This window comes from Betaproteobacteria bacterium (assembly GCA_009377585.1).
Lineage (GTDB): Bacteria > Pseudomonadota > Gammaproteobacteria > Burkholderiales > WYBJ01 > WYBJ01.
The window spans coordinates 1-19,431 of record WHTS01000003.1; the positions used below are offsets into that span (position 1 = coordinate 1).

The following is a 19,431-nucleotide window of genomic DNA, read 5'->3' on the forward strand; positions in this document are numbered from 1 at the left end:
GCTAAGCAATGCTACAGTTGCGGGTTCCAGAGCTGCGGAGCGCGAGCGCGTGATCACGTTGGCATTGACCCCGGGAGAACCGGCCGGCATCGGACCGGATATCGTCGCACGGCTTGCCGGGCGCCGGCTGCCGGCACGCGTGGTCGTCATCGCCGATCGCGATCTCCTGGCAAGCCGCGCCCGCGATCTCGGGATCGATCTCGAGCTGAGCGAGTGGCGGGCAGAGGATGACCATCCGAATGACAAGCGGGCCGGCGCGCTCGAAATTCTGCATGTCCCGCTGCGAGCGCCGGCCATGCCTGGCGAGCTCGACGCCCGCAACAGCGCCTACGTGATCGAGACGCTCGAGCACGCGGTCGACGGCTGTCTCGACGGCCGCTTCGACGCGATGGTCACCGGACCGGTGCACAAGGGCATCATCAACGCGGCCGGCGTCGCGTTCACCGGTCACACCGAGATGCTGGCCGAGCGCACCGCAACGCCGCGCGTGGTGATGATGCTGTGCGGCGGTGGATTGCGGGTCGCGCTCGCCACCACGCACGTCGCCTTGAGCGAGGTGCCGGCGCGGCTCGACCAGCCGATGCTGGAGCAGACGCTGCGCATCCTCGTCCACGATCTTTCCTGGCGCTACGCGCTGGAGCGCCCGCGCATCGGCGTTGCCGGCTTGAATCCGCACGCCGGCGAGTCGGGTTATCTGGGGCGCGAGGAGATCGAGATCATCGCCCCGGTGATCGAACGCCTCGCCGCCGAGGGCCTCGACGTGCAAGGGCCATTCCCCGCCGATACGCTGTTCACGCCGGCGCGCCTGAAAGCGTTCGACGCGGTGCTCACGATGTATCACGACCAGGGCTTGCCGGTGCTCAAGTATGCGAGCTTCGGCTGCGGCATCAATGTCACGCTGGGGCTGCCGATCGTGCGCACCTCGGTCGATCACGGAACGGCGCTCGACATCGCGGGCAGCGGCAAGGCCGACGCGGGGAGCCTCATCGAAGCGATCGAGGCGGCGGCGATCATGGCGCGCAATGCCGGACGCATGATGCCGCAAGCGCGCCTGCGGCCGATCGCTGGCGCCACCCGAGCCGTCGAAGGTTGATGTCGCCGGCGCGTCCGCCGGGTTCACCGAAGCCGGCCGATGTCCTGCGGCTCGAACGCGGGTAGCGAGCTTCCGCCAAATGGCTGACCGCTCGCTCCCTCACCCCCAACCCCTCTCCCGAAGGGAGAGGGGAGCGAAGTGCGGAAAGCGGCTTGTCAATCGCTTTCCGGAGCGTCCATAAGCCGATGGCCGAGCTCGCACTCCACCGCGCGCGCAAGCGCTTCGGCCAGAACTTCCTGGTCGAGCCTGCCATCGTGCGGCGCATCGTTGATTGCATCGATCCGCAGCCCGATGACCGTGTGATCGAGATCGGTCCGGGATTGGGCGCGCTGACGGGGGCGCTGCTCGAGCGGGTGAACCGGCTGGATGTGGTGGAGATCGACCGCGATCTCGCCGCGCGCCTGGAGCAAGGCCATGCGCGCGGGAAACTCGCGGTGCACGTCGGCGATGCGCTCGATTACGATTTTGCAGCCGTGGGCAGCGATCTTCGCGTCGTCGGCAATCTGCCGTACAACATCTCCTCGCCGCTGCTGTTTCGACTGCTCGAATACACCGCGTCGATCCGCGACATCCACGTGATGCTACAACGGGAAGTGGTCGATCGCATGACGGCGGCGGCGGGCAGCCGCGAGTACGGGCGGCTCACGGTGATGCTCGGCTACCGGTTCGCGATCGAGCGGCTGTTCCGCGTCCCGTCCGGTGCGTTTCGGCCGCAGCCCAAGGTCGAATCGGCGTTCGCACGCCTGCGTCCGCGCGCGCCCTTGCCCTGGCGGGCAAGCGATGAAGATATCTTTCGCCGCGTCGTCGCGGCGGCGTTCTCGCAGCGGCGCAAGACGCTGCGCAACGCGCTTGCGGGCATTGCCGACGAAGCGCAGATGCGCTCGGTGGGCATCGATCCGCAAGCGCGCGGCGAAACGCTCGCGGTCGCGCAATACGTCGCCCTTTCGAACGCGATCGGGCAAGCGCGGTGAGACGTCCTCAGGCCGCCTTGCGCTGCACGAATTCGATCTTGTAGCCGTCCGGGTCTTCGACGAACGCGATCACGGTGGTGCCGTGCTTCATGGGGCCGGCCGGGCGCGCCACCTTGCCGCCGCGGCGCGTGACCTCTTCGCACGCCTTGTACGCGTCATCGACCTCGATCGCGACATGGCCATAGCCGTTGCCCATGTCGTAGCTCTTGGTATCCCAGTTGTGGGTGAGCTCCAGCACCGCGGTGCGCGCCTCGTCATCGTAGCCGACGAAGCAGTTGGTGAAGCGGCCGTCGGGATAGTCCCGCCGCCGCAACACCTGCATGCCGAGCACCTTGGTATAGAAATCGATCGAGCGCTCGAGGTCGCCCACCCGGATCATGGTGTGCAGAATGCGCATTCGCGTCTCCGCTGTAAGGAATCGATCGGGTTCAGATCTCCACCATTTCGAAATCTTCCTTGCGCGCGCCGCACTCCGGGCACGACCAGTTCATCGGCACGTCTTCCCAGCGCGTGCCGGGCGCAATGCCTTCCTCCGGCAATCCAGCGGCTTCGCTGTAGACGAAACCGCAAATGAGGCACATATAGGTCCGATACACCGTGGCGTCGACGGTCGTCATGGCTTGCGTTCGAAGTTTGCGGATACAATGGGATTCTAATCGATAATCTTTCCCCGCCAGAGCGCCATGAGCGAAGCACCCCCGATCGTGCTGGTGTTCGCTGCGACCGATCCGAGCGGCGGCGCGGGCATGCAGGCCGACATCCTCACGCTCGCGGCCATGGGTTGCCACCCGGTCAGCGTCGTCACCGGACTCACGGTGCAGGACACGATCGGCGTCGAGGCCGTGATGCCGATCGAACCGGATTGGGTCGCCGATCAGGCGCGCTGCGTGCTCGAGGACATGCCGGTGGCTGCATTCAAGCTGGGCGTTCTGGGCAGCGTCGAGAATATCGCCGCGATCGCCGAGGTGGTCTCCGACTATCCGGATGTGCCGCTGGTGCTCGATCCGGTGCTTGCTTCGGGACGCGGCGACGAATTCGCCGGCGACGAGCTCATTGCCGCCATGCGCGAGATGCTGTTTCCGCAGACAACCATCCTCACGCCCAACGTGGTGGAGGCGCGCCGGCTCGCGGTCAACGAGGGCGACGACTCGGACGAGCTGGAAGAGAGCGTCTACGCACGGCGCATCGTGCAACTCGGTTGCCAATACGTGCTCGTCACCGGCACGCACGCCAATACGCCGAAGGTGATCAACACGCTCTACAACCAGGACGGAGTGGTTCGTTCCGACTCTTGGGACCGGCTCGTCGGCTCCTATCACGGCTCGGGCTGCACGCTGGCGGCCGCCGTCGCAGCCACGCTCGCCAACGGCCTGACCATGGAAGAGGCGGTGCGGGATGCGCAGGAGTTCACGTGGCAGAGTTTGAAGCAGGGCTTCCGCCCGGGCATGGGCCAGCACATTCCGGACCGGATGTTCTGGGCTCGCGACGATGACGAAGACAAGGACTGACCCGCCGATCCGCGGCCTGTACGCGGTCACGCCCGACGAACCGGATACCGCGCGCCTGTGCACGCTGGTGGAAACGGCGCTGAGCGGCGGGGCGCGCCTGCTGCAGTATCGCAACAAGACCGCGTCGGACGTGTTGCGTTTCGAACAGGCCGCCACGCTGCTTGCCATCTGTCGCCGCCACGACGTGCCGCTGATCGTCAACGATGATCTCGAGCTCGCGGCGCAAATCGGCGCCGAAGGCGTGCATCTCGGACGCGACGACGGCGATGCGGCCAAGGCGCGGGCGCGGCTGCCCGATGCCCTCATCGGCGTGTCGTGCTACAACGAGATCGACCGCGCGCTTGGCGCGAAACGTAGCGGCGCCGACTACGTCGCCTTCGGTCGCTTTTTCGCCTCCACCACCAAGCCCGGCGACATCCGGGCCTCGCTCGATCTCGTCGCCGAGGCAAGACGGCTCGTGGCGTTGCCGATCGTGGCGATCGGCGGTATCACGCTCGGCAATGCGCGTCCCCTGGTCGACGGTGGCGTGGATGCGCTGGCCGTCGTCTCGGCGCTGTTCGACAGCGCCGACATCGCGGCAACCGCGCGCCGGTTCGCCGACCTGTACGCACACGCTAGGCCATGACGAGCGACGAGCTCTTCGCGCGCGCGCAACGCGTCATCCCGGGTGGCGTGAACTCGCCGGTGCGTGCGTTTCGCGCGGTCGGCGGCACGCCGCCTTTCATTCGCAGCGCAAGCGGCGCCTGGCTTACCGATGTCGACGGCCGGCGCTACATCGACTACGTCGGCTCGTGGGGCCCGATGATCGTCGGTCACGCGCATCCCGAGGTGGTGGGCGCCGTGCAGGCCGCCGCCGCCGCCGGCTTGAGTTACGGCGCACCCACCGCAGCCGAGGTCGAGCTGGCCGAACTCCTGTGCACGCTGGTGCCGGGTCTGGAGCAGGTACGGCTGGTCAGCTCCGGCACCGAAGCGACGATGAGCGCAATCCGCCTCGCGCGAGGATTCACGGGGCGCGATACGATCGTCAAGTTCGACGGCTGCTACCACGGCCACGCCGATGGGCTGCTGGTCAAGGCCGGCTCGGGCGCGCTCACCTTCGGCCAACCGAGCTCGGCCGGTGTGCCCGCCGATGTCGCCAGACACACACAGGTTGTGCCGTACAACGACATCGCCGCCGTGCGAGCGGCGTTCGCGGAGGCGGGTAGCCGCATCGCCGCGGTGATCGTGGAGCCGGTCGCCGGCAACATGAACCTGGTGGCGCCGGCCGAGGATTTTCTCGCGCGCCTGCGCGAGCTCACCACGCGCCACGGGGCGGTGCTGATCCTGGATGAGGTGATGACCGGTTTTCGCGTCGGCTTGCAAGGCGCGAGCGCGCTGTACGGCATCACGCCGGATCTGGTGACGCTCGGCAAGGTCGTCGGCGGCGGCATGCCCTTGGCCGCCTTCGGCGGCCGGCGCGACATCATGGCGTGCGTTGCGCCACTCGGCCCGGTGTATCAGGCGGGGACGCTAGCGGGTAATCCGCTCGCGGTCGCGGCCGGGCTCGCCACGCTGCGGCTGGTGCGCTCGCCCGGCTACTACGAGCGCCTGGCGGAAACGACGCGCAAGCTCACCACCGGATTTACCGAGGCGGCGCGGCAAGCCGGTGTCGCGTTCAGCGCGCAATCGATCGGCGGCATGTTCGGATTTTATTTCCGCTCGAGCGCGCCAACGAGCCTCGCCGAAGTCATGACGTGCAACGCAGCCGCGTTCAACCACTTCTTCCACGCGATGCTGGCGCAAGGCGTCTATCTCGCGCCTTCGGCTTATGAAACGGGCTTCGTCTCATCCGCCCACGGCGAGGCCGAGATCGAGCGCAGCGTGGATGCCGCGAAGCAGGCGTTTCGCTCCGCCGCGCGCAACGCCGGGTAGAACGCCAGGGCCGCCCAGGTCATTCCCGTGCGCACGGGCATCCATCGTATGCCGTTGAACGTTCCGGGGCTCGTGTCTGCGCAGGGAGCCAACGAAGGAAACTTCGGCCGGACCGTCTCTCAGTGCAGCCCGGCGATGTAGTCGGCGACGGCGGCGATCTCCTGATCCGACAGACGCTCCGTGATCATACGCATGATCTGGTTCGGATCGTTGCTGCGCTCGTCGGAGCGGAACGCGCGCAGCTGTGCCGCGGTGTATTGGGCGTGCTGACCGGAGAGGCGGGGATACTGCGCCGCGATGCCGGCACCGGCGGGTCCGTGACAGCCGCTGCAGGCCGGCACGCCCTTTGCCGCATTGCCAGCCCGGTAGAGCTTCTCGCCCACGCTCAGCGTTTCCTTGTTGCGCGCCGCGCCCATTCTCGGCTTCTGCGCGGCATAGTGGGCTGCCACCGCCTGCATGTCCGCGGCCGATAGCGGCGCGGCCATGGGAGACATGATCGGGTTCTTGCGTTCCTTGCCCGCCTTGAAGTCGGCGAGCTGCTTGGCGGTATAGGCAGCCATTTGCGCAGCCAGCTTCGGGTTCTCGGGCAAGGGACTGTTGCCGTCCGGACCATGGCAGGCGGCGCAAACTTCAGCCGCGATTTTTTGACCCCTCGCGAGATCCGGACCGCCCTTCGCCGGCTTGGCTGCCCAGGCGCTTGCGCCTGCCATTGCGATCCCCATTGCAAGCGCTGCTGCGCACACCCTCATCGCCCTGCCCTTCACGACGCCTGATCGAAAGCGGCGTATTCTATAGTAAGCGCCCAGGCCGATGCCAGGCGCGGGCCTCGCCGCCAAAGCCTCATGACTGTCTTCGATCAAGCCCGACTGCTGCGCACCGTCGCCGAATTAAGTCAGCTACCGTCGGAAGCGGGACGCGAAGTCGCGTTCGCGGGCCGCTCCAACGCCGGCAAGTCGAGCGCGATCAACACGCTCACGCGCCGGCGCCGGCTGGCCTATGTCGCGCGTCAACCGGGCAAGACACGCACAATCCAGCTGTTCGAAGTCGCGCCGCAGCGGTTTCTCGTCGACTTGCCGGGTTACGGTTATGCGCGGGTCAGCGAGTCGTTACGGCGACAGTGGGGTCAGCTGGTCGACGGTTACCTGGCGCAGCGCGAAGCGCTGCAGGGCCTCGTCCTCATCATGGACGTTCGCCATCCACTGATGCCGCTCGATCGGCAGTTGCTCGCGTGGTTTGCGCCTCGCCACCGGCCCGTGCATATTCTCCTGACCAAGGCGGACAAGCTGTCGCGCAACCAGGCCCTGGCGGCTTTGCGCCAGGTCGAGCAATGGACGGCGACATCCGGCATGATGTGCAGCGTGCAGCTTTTTTCGAGCCTTGCCGGAACCGGTGTCGAGCCCGCGCGCGCGGTAGTTGCCGGCTGGCTCGACCTGCCCGTTGCGCAACCGATCGAAAAAGCGGGCGCACAAAATAAGAACCCCCGGCTAAAGGGGAGCAAAGCCGGGGGCAAAAATGCCTTAATTGGGATTAAGGCGCCCGCTCAGGGAGGAGAAGCGGGAGACGATGAGACATCGTCTGCGAATTGAGACGCGCCCGGCCGGAAATAAGTTCCCCGATCCTCTTTCGCCTACGCGCGGCATGGTTTTTCAGGAGCCCGCCTTGACCCAGATCCGCACCGTTCGTTTTCCGTCGCTCCGAATGCGCCGCATGCGCCGCGACGAGTTCAGCCGCCGGCTCATGCGCGAGCACAAGCTCGCAGCCGACGACTTCATCTATCCGGTTTTCGTGCTGGACGGCAGCAGCCGCACCGAGAGCGTCGACTCGATGCCCGGCGTTCGCCGCATGACAATCGACCGCCTGCTCGAAGAAGCGCAGCGCTGCGTGCATCTCGGCGTGCCCGCGATTGCGCTCTTTCCCGCAATCGATTCGCGGCTGAAAAGCGCCGACGGCCGCGAGGCTTACAACCCCGAGGGCCTGATGCCCCGGGCGATCGCCGCCTTGAAGCGAGCCTTCCCCGGGCTCGGCGTCATGACCGATGTCGCCCTCGACCCGTATACGAGCCACGGCCAGGACGGCCTGCTGGACGCGAACGGCTACGTCCTCAACGACGAGACGCTGGCAGCCTTGCAGCGCCAGGCCTTGACCCAGGCCGCCGCAGGCGTCGACATGGTGGCGCCCTCCGACATGATGGACGGGCGCATCGGCGCCATTCGAGCCGCGCTCGATGCGCAAGGCCATGTCCACACCCGCATTCTGGCGTACTCGGCGAAGTACGCCTCCTCGTTCTACGGGCCGTTTCGCGACGCCGTGGGTTCCAGCGCGACGCTCGGCGGCGGCGACAAGTACACCTATCAGATGGACCCGGCGAATTCCGACGAGGCTTTGCGCGAGGTGGCGCTCGATCTGGACGAAGGCGCCGACATGGTGATGGTGAAGCCGGGCCTGCCGTACCTGGACATCGTGCGGCGGGTGAAGGAAGAATTCCGCGTGCCGACCTTCGTCTATCAGGTGAGCGGCGAATACGCGATGCTGAAGGCCGCCGGCCAGAACGGCTGGATCGATGAACGCAAGTGCATTCTCGAATCGCTGCTGGCGATGAAGCGCGCGGGCGCCGACGGCATCCTCACTTACTTCGCGCTGCAGGCTGCGCAGTGGTTGCGCGAAGAAGCCTAACCAACCCAACTGTGGACGTTGGACTAAACCCGGTGACGGGTGTGCTAACCGGCGCAGGCGATGAGCTCCTCGACCGTGGCGATCGGTGCCCGCTCGAGCGGCCTCCCCGCCGGGGTGGTCCGGATGTTATGACGCAGGTCACGCGCATCGAATACCGTCAACCGGACCTCGATCGCCGCGTGCTCGAAGCTGAAGCCGGGCACGATCCGCTCGTCGTTGTTCAGGTACACCCGCGCCTGGGAGGCGCGATAGCGCACACCCTCGTTCAAGAGAAAAATCTCGACTTCCTTGGCGCTCTCGGCAAAGAGCTGCAGATCGATGTCGGAGTGCCGGCCCGCGACGCCCGACAGCACCGAACCGGTCAGGTGGGGGTTGAAGCGGGCCAGCATCCGCATGACAGTAAGCGCCTGCTCGCGTAATTGCAGCAGCAGCGGGGGATGTTCCTGCGGCTGATAGAGGGCGCGATAAGCGGCGAGCGCCTGCTCGATCTCCTGATTGTCCGGCATGGCCTTCGCGTCGCGCGCGCCGGCTTGGCGGGCAGCCTTGCGCTTGGCGTAGCCGAAGTCGTCGACACCGTCTTCGGCCATGATGCGCGCCGCGAGATGGGCGATGCGTTCGCGCAGATGGCCGTTCCGGCCTGATCCCTCTCTCGCCACGCTTCGCCCTCAAAAAAGCTGGTTTCGAACCTCGTCGGACGGCCGCTCGACACTCAGCGGCGGCTCCAGCGGCTGCTCAGGCGGCAGCGACTCCTGGTAGAAGTATTCATTCACCCCTCCGATCTCCAATCGCAGCCCGGTCAGGGGATCGATGTGCGCCGACATGATGCCTGGAGGCGGTGTAAGCGCCTGCTGCGGCACACCCTCCAGCACGTCGCCCATGTAGGACATCCACATCGGCAGGGCCGCACGGCTTCCGGTTTCATTGCGTCCGAGCGAGCGCGGATTGTCGAAACCAATCCAGGCCACCGCGACCAATCCGGTCTGATAGCCGGCGAACCAGGCATCGACGAAATCGTTGGTGGTGCCGGTCTTGCCGGCGAGATCCGAGCGGCCCAATTGCATGGCGCGGCCGGCCGTACCGGAGCGCACGACCTCTTGCAACAGGCTCGACATCAGGAAGGCATTGCGTGCATCGACGACGCGATCGGCGCCCTCACCGGCGCGGCGCGGTTGTGCCTTCGCCAGCACCTTGCCGCGGGGGTCCTCGATGCGCTCGATGAAGTACGGCATGACGCGGAAGCCGCCGTTGGCGAGTACCGAGTAGCCGACGACCATCTGCATCGGCGTGACGTTGCCCGCGCCCAGCGCCATCGTGAGATAGGCCGGGTGCAGCTTCGGGTCGAAACCGAAGCGAGCGATGTAGTCCTGGGCGTATTGCGGCGTGATGTCCTGCAGGATACGCACCGACACCAGGTTCTTGGACTTTGCGAGCGCGGTGCGCAGTCGCATCGGACCATCGAACGTGCCGTCGTAGTTGTGCGGCTCCCACGCCTCCGACCCGGTTTGCTGGGCCTCGAAGCGCAGCGGCGCATCGTTGATGATGGTGGCCGGGGTGAAGCCCTTCTCGAGCGCAGCCGAGTAGATGAACGGCTTGAAGCTCGACCCCGGCTGGCGCAGCGCCTGGGTGACGTGGTTGTACTTGTTGCGCTTGAAATCGAACCCACCCACCAGCGCGCGGATGGCGCCGTCACGGGGATCGATCGAAACCAGACTCGCTTCGACCTGCGGCAGCTGCACAATGGCCCAGCCCCCCTTGGCATCCTTGCGCACCCGCACAATAGCCCCGCGCCGAATGCGCTGGTTAGCGCTCGCTTTCTCCGAAAGCGCCGGCAGCGAGAACTTCAGCCCGTCTCCGCGAATGGTGATGCGCTCGCCACCGCGGACCACCGCACGTACCTCGCGAGCATGCGCCTCGACCACGACCGCGGCCAGCAGGTCATCGCTGTCCGGAAAATCCTGCAGCACGTCTTCGGCCACGTCATCGCTTGCGCCTGCCGGCAGGTCGACGAAGGCTTCCGGACCGCGGTAGCCATGACGCCGATCGTAGGCCAGGACGCCGGCGCGAACCGCCTCGTAGGCTGCGCGCTGATGCCGGCTGTCGAGGGTCGTGTAGACCCGATAACCGCGGTGGTAGGCCTCTTCCTGGTAACGGTCGTACATCGCCTGACGAATCATTTCGGCGAAATGGTCCGCGTGCAGCGCGTATTCCCGTAGCACCCCCGTGATGGCGAGTTGCTGGGCCAATGCTGCCTGGTACTGGGCATCGGTGATGTCGCCCAGATCGCGCATCCGCCCCAGCACGTAATGCTGGCGGGCAGTGGCGCGTTTCAAGTTCGCCACCGGGTTGAAACGCGACGGCGCCTTGGGCAGTCCGGCCAGCATGGCCATTTCGGCGATGCTCAGGTTCTCGAGCGATTTGCCGAAGTAGATGCGGGCGGCAGCAGCGAAGCCGAACGCGCGCTGGCCGAGGAAAATCTGGTTGATGTACAGCTGCAGGATCTGGTCCTTGCTGAGGCTGTGCTCGATCTTGAAGGCGAGCAGCATCTCGTTGAATTTACGACTGAAAGTCTTTTCCCTGGAGAGGAAGAAATTGCGCGCGACCTGCATCGTGATGGTGCTGGCGCCCTGCTTCACCCCGCCGGAGGTGAAGTTCGACCACGCCGCCCGGGCCACGCCGACATAGTCGACGCCGCCATGCATGTAGAAGCGCTCGTCCTCGGCCGCCACGATCGCCCGCTTCATCATTTCGGGCACGTCTTCGATGCGCACCAGCGCGCGCCGTTCCTCCCCGAACTCCCCGATCAGCACGCCGTCGGCCGTAAACACCTGCAGCGGGATCTTGGGCCGATAGTCGGTCAGGGCTTCCAGCGACGGCAACGTCGGGTAGACCAGGATGACCGCGAAGGTCAGCAGCAGCGCGGCCGCCAAGGGTACGGCGAGAAAAACGAACAGGATGGTCAGCGCGCGGCGCATGTGAGAGCTGAATCCTTGAATGACGGACAGATGCGTGAGACGCTATGCGAGCGCAAAAGTGCAACCGGCGGACAGGCACATACACCTTGTTGCAAAAAGCCGACACGATTATAAGCGGCCGGAAACCCTCGGTATTATTGCTTTACTCTCAAATCGGTTGTTGCTAGGATTTCATGTAAATTATACGTAAAGTGGCTAACTTGCCAACGTTCAAGGGAAAATCGGGTTTCGACCTGAGCTTTCTGGGGGGACTCTTCAAGGTGAAGACACCTCCGGTAATCGGGTGCGACATCAGCTCGTCCTCGGTCAAGCTGGTCGAGATCGCCGATGCGGGCAAGAACGTCCTGCGCATCGAGCGCTACGCCATCGAACCGCTGCCGCGCGATTCGGTGGTCGACGGCAACATCCAGAACCTCGACGCGGTGGCCGATTCGCTCAAACGGGGTTACAAGCGTGCTGGTTTCGGGATCAAGAATCTCGCCATGGCACTGCCCACCTCGGCCGTGATCACCAAGAAGATCATCGTGCCCGCGGGCCAGCAGGACGACGAGTTGGAGCTCACCGTCGAAACGGAAGCGAACCAGTACATCCCGTTCTCGCTCGATGAAGTCAACCTCGACTTCCAGGTTCTGGGGCCCGCAGCCAACAGTCCCGACGATGTCGAAGTGCTGATCGCGGCCTCGCGCAAGGAGAAGGTCGAGGATCGACAGGCGGTCGCCGAGGCCGCGGGCCTGGGCCTGAAGACGGTGGTGATGGACGTCGAGTCGTACGCGACCCAGACCGCGTTCGAGCTGATCGAGCGCAGCTTTCCGCAGCAGGGCAAGGACCAGAATGTCGCCGTGTTCGACGTCGGCTCCAACCTCATGACCTTGAGCGTCATGCGCAACGGCCAGTCGGTCTATGCGCGCGAGCAGCCGTTCGGCGGCAATCAGCTCACGCTGGACATCCAGCGGGTGTTCGGGCTCACACCCGAAGAAGCGGAGGCGGCCAAGCGCACCACCGGGCAATTGCCCGAGAACTACGAATCCGAGGTGCTCACCCCGTTCATCGACACCCTGAGCCTCGAAGTCGCGCGCTCGCTGCAATTCTTCTTCGCCTCCACCCAGTTCAACCAGATGCACCATATCGTGCTCGCCGGCGGTTGCGCCTCGATCCCCGGAATCGATGAGGCGGTGGCCAAGCGCACGCAAGTGAATACGCTCGTGGCGAACCCGTTCACCGGCATGCAGTTGTCCGGCAAGGTGCGTCCGCGCAATCTCCAAACCGATGCACCGGCGCTCATGGTGGCGTGCGGGCTGGCCATGCGCAGGTTCGATCCGTCATGATCCGCATCAATCTGCTGCCGCATCGGGCGCTGAAGCGAAAGGCGCTGCAGCGCCAGTTCTTCGTCATCGCCGCGGCGGTTGCGCTGTTCGGCGCCGGCATCTGGTTCGTCGTGCACAGCCTGTTCGCCGACCGCATCGAAGACCAGTTGGCACGCAACCAGTACCTCGAGCAAAAGATCGTCGAGCTCGACAAGCAGATCGCCGAAATCCAGAAGCTGCGCGAACAGACTGCACAGTTGTTGGCGCGCAAGAAAGTGGTCGAATCCCTTCAAGCAAACCGGGCCGAGGCCGTCCATCTGCTCGACGAGCTGGTGCGCCAGCTCCCCGACGGGGTGTACCTCAAGGCGGTGAAGCAAACCGGACAGCGGGTGGCGATCAACGGCTACGCCCAATCCAACGCGCGCGTCTCGACGCTCATGCGTAACCTCGAGTCCTCTCCGTGGCTGGAGCAGGCCTCGCTGGTAGAGATCAAGACAGCGCTGCAGAACAACCAGCGTCTGTCCGAATTCCAGCTCAACGTGAACCTGGCCCGGGCTCAGGCCGACGACGGCAAGTCGGGCGGCAAGCCGGCTCGAACCGGACGCCTGGATCCAGCAAGCACACCGCTACGCACTTCGGCTGCCGTCGCCTCCGTAGGCGGCTGACTCTCCTGATCTAGGTGCCCGCATGACGCTGGACGACCTGAGGCGACTCGACCCCAAAAACATCGGTAACTGGCCGCTCGGGCCGAAGCTCGGCGCGCTGGTGATCCTGCTGTTGCTGATCGTGTTCCTGAGCTACTGGTTCGATTGGCAGAACCAGATGGAAGAGCTGGATGGCCACCGCAGCAAGGAAGCGCAGCTGCGCCAGACCTTCCTCGACAAGAAGAAGCAGGCGATCAATCTGGAGGCCTACCGCAAGCAGCTCGGCGACATCGAAAAGTCCTTCGGCGCGCTGCTCAAGCAGCTTCCGAGCAAGTCCGAGATGGATGCATTGCTGACCGACATCAACCAGGCCGGCCTGGGACGAGGGCTGCAATTCGAGCTCTTCAAGCCCGCCGCGGCCGAGACGATGTCCGAGTTCTATGCGGAACTGCCCATCCAGCTGCGGATCACCGGCAGCTATCACGATTTCGGCGCGTTCGCGACCGACATCTCGCGCCTGTCCCGAATCGTGACGCTGAACGACATCGGCATGACGGCGGGCAAGGACGGCCAGCTCATCATGGATGCGGTGGCCAAGACCTACCGCTATCTCGACGAAGAAGAAGTGGCTCGACAGCGCAAGGCCGCCAAGGCCCAGGCGAAAGGCAGATGATGGGCGCACGCACCGCAATCGTGTTGGCCGCCGTGCTGCTGGCAGGATGCGCCGGCGAGGAGATGCGGGAGCTCGAGGCCTGGGTCAAGGATCAGGACAACATGCCGCGGCCGCGCATCGAGCCGCTGCCCGAGGTGAAGCCGTTCGAGGCGTTCGCGTACATGGCGGACAAGGACGGGCTGCTCGATCCGTTCCGTCCGCGCAAGATCGAAGCGCCCAAGCAAACAGCCGGCAGCAACATCCAGCCGGATCTCAATCGCCCGCGCGAACCGCTGGAAGCTTACCCGCTCGAAAACCTCCGCATGGTCGGAACGCTGGCACAGAAGCGCGAAGTCTTCGCCTTGATCAAGACACCCGACAACAATCTTTTCCGAGTCAAGAAAGGCAACTACCTCGGCCAGAATTTCGGCGTGATCACCGAGATCGACGAGGGCAGCGTCAAGCTCAGGGAAATCGTGCAGGACGGCGTCGGCGACTGGACCGAGCGCGCCAGCACCCTGCAATTGCAGGAAGAACAGGAGGTCGCGAGGAAATGAACACGTTCAGCACAATCATCAGGACGTTCGCGGGCGTGGTCTGCGCGCTGGTGCTTGGGTGGTGGCAGCTGCAGGCTCAAGCGGCCGAAAACAACCGGATCGAAGCGATCGACGTAGCCAGCCAGCAATCCGGACAAGTCCTCCTCAAGGTGACGCTGGCCCAGCCGATGGCCAACCCGCCCGCCGGCTTCTCCATCAACAACCCACCCCGCATCGCGCTCGACTTCCCGAACACCGTCAACGCGCTCGGCCGCAACAGCCAGGATGTGAGCGAAGGCGACCTGCGCAGCCTCAACATCGTGCAGGTGGGCAGCCGCACGCGCCTCGTGCTCAATCTGAGCCGCGCGCTGAGTTTCGAAACCAAGGTCGAAGGCAAGGACCTGCTGGTCACGCTGCAAACCGCTCCGACCGCCGCGGCCTCGGGCTCGGTTTCGCATTTCGCGGAATCCAAGCCGGGCACGCAAAAGCACAGCGTGCGCGACATCGACTTCCGCCGCGGAGCCGCGGGCGAGGGACGCGTGGTGATCGATTTGTCGGACAATGCCACCGGCATCGATCTGCGCACCCAGGGGCGTCAGATCGTGATCGATCTGCTGCAGACCTCGCTGCCGAAGAACCTTGAGCGGCGCTTGAACGTCATCGACTTCGCCACCCCGGTGCAGACCGTGGAGGCGTTTCGCCAGGGCGACAACACCCGCATCGTGATCGAGCCCAAGGGCGAGTGGGAACACGCCGCGTATCAAACCGACTCGCGCTTCATTCTCGAAGTGAAGCCGGTGGTCGGCGATCCGAACCGGCTGGTGCAAAGCGGCCGCTACACGGGCGAAAAGCTCTCGCTCAATTTTCAGAACGTCGAGGTGCGCGCGGTGCTGCAGGTGATCGCGGACTTCACCGGGCTCAACATCATCACCAGCGACACCGTCGGCGGCAACCTCACCTTGCGGCTGAAGGACGTGCCCTGGGACCAGGCGCTGGACATCATCCTGCAGAGCAAGGGCCTGGACATGCGCAAGACCGGCAACGTGGTCTGGATCGCGCCGCGCGACGAGCTCGCCACCAAGGAGAAGCTCGCGCTCGAGGCACGCCAGCAGATCGCCGACCTGGAGCCCACGCGCACCGAGAGCTTCCAGCTGAATTACCAGAAGGCCGAGGACTTCCGCAAGCTGCTGACCGAAAAGGAACAGCGCATTCTCTCCCGGCGTGGCAGCGCGGTGGTCGATCCGCGCACCAACACGGTGTTCGTCCAGGACACGCCGTCGAAGCTGGAGGAAGTGCGCCGGCTGCTGCGCCAGGTCGATATCGCCGTGCGCCAGGTGATGATCGAGGCGCGGGTGGTGGAGGCGTCCGACCGATTCAGCCGCAACCTGGGCGTGCGCCTGGGATTTAATAACCTGCAGAACCCCAACACGGGCGTGACCGGCACCACCATCGCGGGCTCGCAGGTCCGCGGCACGGTCGGTGGACAGTTGAACCATACGGGCTTTGTCACCGGTCAGGTCGAAACCCAGTCGACGTTCGACCAGTCGCTCGGCGTGAATCTGCCTGCGCCGACGATCAACGGGGTCAATCCGGGGGTCTTCTCCGTCATCCTTTTCAACCAGGGGCTGACCCGATTCCTCAACCTCGAGATCTCGGCGCTGCAGGCAGACGGCCGCGGCAAGGTGATCTCCAGCCCGCGCGTCATTACCGCGGACAAGGTCGAGGCCATCATCGAGCAGGGAACCGAGATCCCGTACCAGCAGGCCACGTCGAGCGGCGCGACCAGCATCGCGTTCAAGAAGGCCACCCTGTCGCTCAAGGTGAAGCCGCAGATCACGCCGGACGATCGAGTCATCATGAATCTCGCGGTCCACAAGGACACGCGCGGAACCGATACCCCGGCGGGTCCCTCCATCGACACCAAGCAGATTACGACCGAAGTCCTGGTGGACAACGGGGGCACCGTCGTGATCGGCGGCATCTACGAGCAGGCCCAGAGCAATACCACCAACAAGATCCCCGTGCTGGGCGACCTGCCCTACGTCGGCTTCCTGTTCAAGCAGAACCTGAAGCTCGACGACAAGAGCGAACTGCTAGTCTTCATCACGCCGCGGATCCTGAAGGAAAGCCTGACGCTGCGTTAGGCGCTCCGATCCCGCGCGCTTCGGGGAGGCCTTGGCCTCCCCGTTTGCTTTCTGGCGCGCGTCCGCGGCGCCGTCTCCGGGCCGACAATCGCGCCGATGTTCCGCGCTAGAATGGCTTGTATGACGACCGCTCCGACGCCGCCCGAAGCCACATCCGGGTTTCACGGCAACATCTATCTCGTTGGCCTGATGGGCGCCGGCAAGACTTCGGTCGGCCGAGTTCTGGCGAAGCGGTTGCGCAAGGTCTTCGCCGACTCCGATCACGAGATCGAGAGCCGCACCGGCGTGCGCATCCCGGTGATCTTCGAGATCGAAGGCGAGGCCGGGTTCCGGCGGCGCGAATCCGCCGTCATCCGCGAGCTGGCCGGTCAGCACGACCTCGTGCTCGCGACCGGGGGCGGGGTGGTGCTGGATCCGGAAAACCGCCGTCTGCTGCACGCGACCGGCACCGTGGTGTATCTGCGCGCCGCGCCGACCGAGCTGTGGCTGCGCACCCGTCACGATCGCAACCGCCCGCTGCTGCGGACTTCCGATCCGCTCGCTCGCCTCGAGGAGTTGCATCGCGACCGCGATCCGCTCTATCGCGAGACCGCGCACCTGATCGTGGATACCGGCAACCAGGCGATACGCACCCTGGTCGGGCGCCTGGAACGCGAGTTGCACGCCCGCACGCCGGCGGATCCTGACCCCCAAGGCGCGCCCCTTCTGTCACACTCGGGACAAACGCTTTGAACGACGCGCCCGCGGCCATCGTTTCGCTCACCGTCTCGCTGGCCGATCGCAGCTATCCGATCCGGATCGGCGACGGATTGCTCGCGCAGGCCGAGCTCGTGGTTCCCTACCTGGAACAGAAACGGGTTGCGGTGGTTACCAATTCCACCGTCGCCCCGCTCTACCTCGCACGCCTGGTCGACGGCCTGAAGCGCGCCGGCGTCAGCGCGCTCGAGATCGTACTTCCCGACGGCGAGCAGCACAAGAACTGGCAGACGCTCAATCGGGTGTTCGACGCGCTGCTCGAGGCACGCTGCGAACGCGGCACCACGCTGATCGCGCTCGGCGGCGGCGTGGTCGGCGACATCGGCGGCTTTGCCGCCGCCGTCTACCAGCGCGGAATGCCCTTCATCCAGATACCGACCACGCTGCTCGCGCTGGTGGATTCGTCGGTCGGCGGCAAGACCGCGATCAACCACCCGCTGGGCAAGAACATGATCGGGGCGTTCTACCAGCCGAAGCTGGTGCTCGCCGATATCGCCACCCTCGACACCTTGCCGGATCGGGAGCTGTCCGCGGGGCTTGCCGAGATCGTGAAATACGGGCTCATCCGCGATGCAGCCTTCCTCGACTGGCTGGAAGCGAACATGGCGCGATTGCGTCGCCGCGACCGCGAAGCGATCACTCACGCCGTCGTGCGTTCCTGCGAGCACAAGGCCGAAGTCGTGGCGGCGGACGAGCGCGAAAGCGGCGAACGCGCGCTGCTCAACCTCGGCCACACCTTCGGCCATGCCATCGAGTCGGGCCTCGGTTACGGCGAATGGCTGCACGGCGAGGCGGTCGCGGCCGGCATGGTGCTTGCGGCCGAGCTCTCGGCCCGCATGGGATGGTTGTCGCGCGCGGACATTGAGCGCACGCGCCGGCTACTGCAGGCGGCGGGGCTGCCGACCATGGCGCCGCGCTTGCCGGCCGAGCGCTACCTGGAGCTCATGGGCCACGACAAGAAAGTTCAGGCCGGGCGCCTGCGTCTGGTGCTGCTGCGCCGCCTGGGCGAAGCCTTCGTGAGCGCCGATTTTTTGCACGAGAAACTCCTTGAGGTCCTCGAAACCTGCACGGGCGATGGCTGATACCGCGCCGTACGCCGCCCGGCCCGAGGGCAGCAAGGGCCGCCGTTTCGCCGAGGATCCGCCGCAGGGGCGCAACGAATTCCAGCGCGACCGGGATCGCATCGTCCATTCCACCGCGTTTCGGCGGCTGGAGTACAAGACGCAGGTGTTCGTCAATCACGAAGGCGACCTGTACCGGACCCGGCTCACGCACAGTCTGGAAGTCGCGCAGATCGCCCGCGCCGTCGCCCGGGGCTTGCACCTGGACGAGGATCTCACCGAGGCGATCGCGCTCGCGCACGATCTCGGCCATACCCCGTTCGGCCATGCCGGGCAGGATGCGCTGCACGCCTGCATGCGCGGTCATGGCGGCTTCGAACACAACCTGCAATCGCTGCGAGTGGTGGATCTGCTGGAGACACGCTACGCCGCCTTCGACGGCCTTAACCTGAGCTTCGAAACCCGCGAAGGGGTCCTCAAACATTGCTCGGCCGCCAATGCGCGCAGGCTCGGCGAGCTGGGCGAGCGTTTCCTGCGCAAGCGCCAGCCTTCGCTGGAGGCCCAGCTTGCCAATCTCGCCGACGAGATCGCGTACAACAATCACGACATCGACGATGGGCTGCGCTCGGGCCTGCTCACGCTCGAGCAGCTGCGCGAAGTGCGCGCCTTCGCGCGCCATCTGGCCGAGGTCCAGGCGCGCTATCCGGGGCTCGCCGACCGGCGCCTGATCCACGAGACCATCCGGCGCATGATCGACGCGCTCATTACCGATCTCTCCCGCACCAGCGCCGAAAACATCCGTCGGGCCGGCGTGCAGTCCCTCGACGAGGTCCGGCGCGCCCCGGCGCTCGTCCGCTTCGGCGCCGAAATGGCGGCCGAACAGCAGGACTTGAAGCGCTTCCTGCGGCACAACCTGTACCAGCATTTCCTGGTTGCGCGCATGGCCCACAAAGCGCGGCGTATCGTCTCCGAGCTTTTCGGCGCCTTCCGGGCCGATCCGAAGATGCTGCCGCCTCAGCATCGCGCAGCGGCCGAGCGCGATTCCCTGGAGCGGGCGATCGCCGACTACATTGCCGGAATGACCGACCGCTACGCCATCCGCGAGCACCGGCGCCTGTTCGCCGTCGAGACGGCCTGAGCCTGCCCGGTACGGGTCCCGGCCCGGACCATGACCGCACCGCCTGATGCGTTGTCGCGGCTACCACG

The 19,431-nt window shown here is 65.5% G+C and carries 20 protein-coding genes; 15 read left to right on the forward strand and 5 right to left on the reverse strand.

All coding sequences use genetic code 11. The features are described 5' to 3' along the window. Positions 1 to 49 precede the first annotated feature (49 nt). Positions 50 to 1,093, forward strand: a complete 1,044-nt coding sequence (gene pdxA / locus GEV05_01505; GenBank protein MPZ42081.1) for a 4-hydroxythreonine-4-phosphate dehydrogenase PdxA — start codon at positions 50 to 52, stop codon at positions 1,091 to 1,093. Between the two features lie 185 nt (positions 1,094 to 1,278). Then, entirely contained in the window at positions 1,279 to 2,064 is a 786-nt protein-coding gene (gene rsmA / locus GEV05_01510; protein MPZ42082.1) for a 16S rRNA (adenine(1518)-N(6)/adenine(1519)-N(6))-dimethyltransferase RsmA, read from the forward strand. 7 nt (positions 2,065 to 2,071) lie between these two features. On the opposite strand, the gene gloA is transcribed toward rsmA, so the two are convergent. Next, positions 2,072 to 2,461 carry a lactoylglutathione lyase gene (gloA, locus tag GEV05_01515; protein ID MPZ42083.1) on the reverse strand — a complete coding sequence of 130 codons (390 nt, stop codon included), beginning with the start codon at positions 2,459 to 2,461 and terminating at the stop codon, positions 2,072 to 2,074. 31 nt (positions 2,462 to 2,492) lie between these two features. Continuing rightward, complete coding sequence (locus GEV05_01520) at positions 2,493 to 2,681, reverse strand: rubredoxin (GenBank protein MPZ42084.1); 189 nt, start codon at positions 2,679 to 2,681, stop codon at positions 2,493 to 2,495. 66 nt (positions 2,682 to 2,747) lie between these two features. On the opposite strand from GEV05_01520, the gene thiD reads away from it, so the two are divergent. From thiD to hemL, 3 genes are read left to right on the forward strand one after another with little or no spacing between them, the layout of a single operon-like run. Beyond that, entirely contained in the window at positions 2,748 to 3,572 is an 825-nt protein-coding gene (gene thiD / locus GEV05_01525; protein MPZ42085.1) for a bifunctional hydroxymethylpyrimidine kinase/phosphomethylpyrimidine kinase, read from the forward strand. Next, complete coding sequence (locus GEV05_01530; GenBank protein MPZ42086.1) at positions 3,553 to 4,197, forward strand: thiamine phosphate synthase; 645 nt, start codon at positions 3,553 to 3,555, stop codon at positions 4,195 to 4,197. Before thiD ends, GEV05_01530 begins: the two co-directional genes overlap by 20 nt. Beyond that, on the forward strand, positions 4,194 to 5,483 hold the full coding sequence (gene hemL, locus GEV05_01535; protein ID MPZ42087.1) for a glutamate-1-semialdehyde 2,1-aminomutase: 1,290 nt from the start codon (positions 4,194 to 4,196) through the stop codon (positions 5,481 to 5,483). Before GEV05_01530 ends, hemL begins: the two co-directional genes overlap by 4 nt. 119 nt (positions 5,484 to 5,602) lie before the next feature. Here the strand turns inward: hemL and GEV05_01540 are convergent, their stop codons facing one another. Then, complete coding sequence (locus tag GEV05_01540) at positions 5,603 to 6,232, reverse strand: c-type cytochrome (GenBank protein MPZ42088.1); 630 nt, start codon at positions 6,230 to 6,232, stop codon at positions 5,603 to 5,605. Positions 6,233 to 6,325: 93 nt separating this feature from the next. On the opposite strand from GEV05_01540, the gene GEV05_01545 reads away from it, so the two are divergent. Together GEV05_01545 and hemB are read left to right on the forward strand one after the other, a co-directional pair. Further along, the gene (locus tag GEV05_01545) at positions 6,326 to 7,069 is read left to right on the forward strand and encodes a YihA family ribosome biogenesis GTP-binding protein (protein MPZ42089.1); all 744 of its coding nucleotides are present in this window, start codon (positions 6,326 to 6,328) and stop codon (positions 7,067 to 7,069) included. A gap of 52 nt (positions 7,070 to 7,121) precedes the next feature. After that, entirely contained in the window at positions 7,122 to 8,156 is a 1,035-nt protein-coding gene (gene hemB / locus GEV05_01550; GenBank protein MPZ42090.1) for a porphobilinogen synthase, read from the forward strand. Between the two features lie 44 nt (positions 8,157 to 8,200). Here hemB and GEV05_01555 read toward each other — a convergent pair whose 3' ends face one another. Both GEV05_01555 and GEV05_01560 read right to left on the reverse strand, forming a co-directional pair. Further along, the gene (locus GEV05_01555; GenBank protein MPZ42091.1) at positions 8,201 to 8,743 is read right to left on the reverse strand and encodes a hypothetical protein; all 543 of its coding nucleotides are present in this window, start codon (positions 8,741 to 8,743) and stop codon (positions 8,201 to 8,203) included. Positions 8,744 to 8,821: 78 nt separating this feature from the next. Next, on the reverse strand, positions 8,822 to 11,128 hold the full coding sequence (locus GEV05_01560; protein MPZ42092.1) for a PBP1A family penicillin-binding protein: 2,307 nt from the start codon (positions 11,126 to 11,128) through the stop codon (positions 8,822 to 8,824). 278 nt (positions 11,129 to 11,406) lie between these two features. On the opposite strand from GEV05_01560, the gene pilM reads away from it, so the two are divergent. From pilM to GEV05_01600, 8 genes are all read left to right on the forward strand, one after another. Next, positions 11,407 to 12,453: a type IV pilus assembly protein PilM gene (gene pilM, locus GEV05_01565; GenBank protein MPZ42093.1), complete on the forward strand. Its 1,047-nt coding sequence runs from the start codon at positions 11,407 to 11,409 to the stop codon at positions 12,451 to 12,453. Then, on the forward strand, positions 12,450 to 13,097 hold the full coding sequence (locus GEV05_01570) for a fimbrial protein (protein MPZ42094.1): 648 nt from the start codon (positions 12,450 to 12,452) through the stop codon (positions 13,095 to 13,097). The genes pilM and GEV05_01570 overlap by 4 nt, the downstream gene beginning before the upstream one ends. A gap of 22 nt (positions 13,098 to 13,119) precedes the next feature. Further along, entirely contained in the window at positions 13,120 to 13,749 is a 630-nt protein-coding gene (pilO, locus tag GEV05_01575; GenBank protein MPZ42095.1) for a type 4a pilus biogenesis protein PilO, read from the forward strand. Then, positions 13,749 to 14,285, forward strand: coding sequence for a pilus assembly protein PilP (locus GEV05_01580; protein ID MPZ42096.1), 537 nt, complete (start codon positions 13,749 to 13,751; stop codon positions 14,283 to 14,285). Before pilO ends, GEV05_01580 begins: the two co-directional genes overlap by 1 nt. Then, the gene (gene pilQ / locus GEV05_01585) at positions 14,282 to 16,408 is read left to right on the forward strand and encodes a type IV pilus secretin PilQ (GenBank protein ID MPZ42097.1); all 2,127 of its coding nucleotides are present in this window, start codon (positions 14,282 to 14,284) and stop codon (positions 16,406 to 16,408) included. Before GEV05_01580 ends, pilQ begins: the two co-directional genes overlap by 4 nt. Positions 16,409 to 16,528: 120 nt before the next feature. Then, the gene (locus GEV05_01590; protein ID MPZ42098.1) at positions 16,529 to 17,140 is read left to right on the forward strand and encodes an AAA family ATPase; all 612 of its coding nucleotides are present in this window, start codon (positions 16,529 to 16,531) and stop codon (positions 17,138 to 17,140) included. 17 nt (positions 17,141 to 17,157) lie between these two features. Beyond that, a complete protein-coding gene (gene aroB / locus GEV05_01595) occupies positions 17,158 to 18,246 on the forward strand; it encodes a 3-dehydroquinate synthase (GenBank protein ID MPZ42099.1) in 1,089 nt (362 codons plus the stop codon). Then, the gene (locus GEV05_01600; protein MPZ42100.1) at positions 18,239 to 19,363 is read left to right on the forward strand and encodes a deoxyguanosinetriphosphate triphosphohydrolase; all 1,125 of its coding nucleotides are present in this window, start codon (positions 18,239 to 18,241) and stop codon (positions 19,361 to 19,363) included. The genes aroB and GEV05_01600 overlap by 8 nt, the downstream gene beginning before the upstream one ends. Positions 19,364 to 19,431 lie beyond the last annotated feature (68 nt).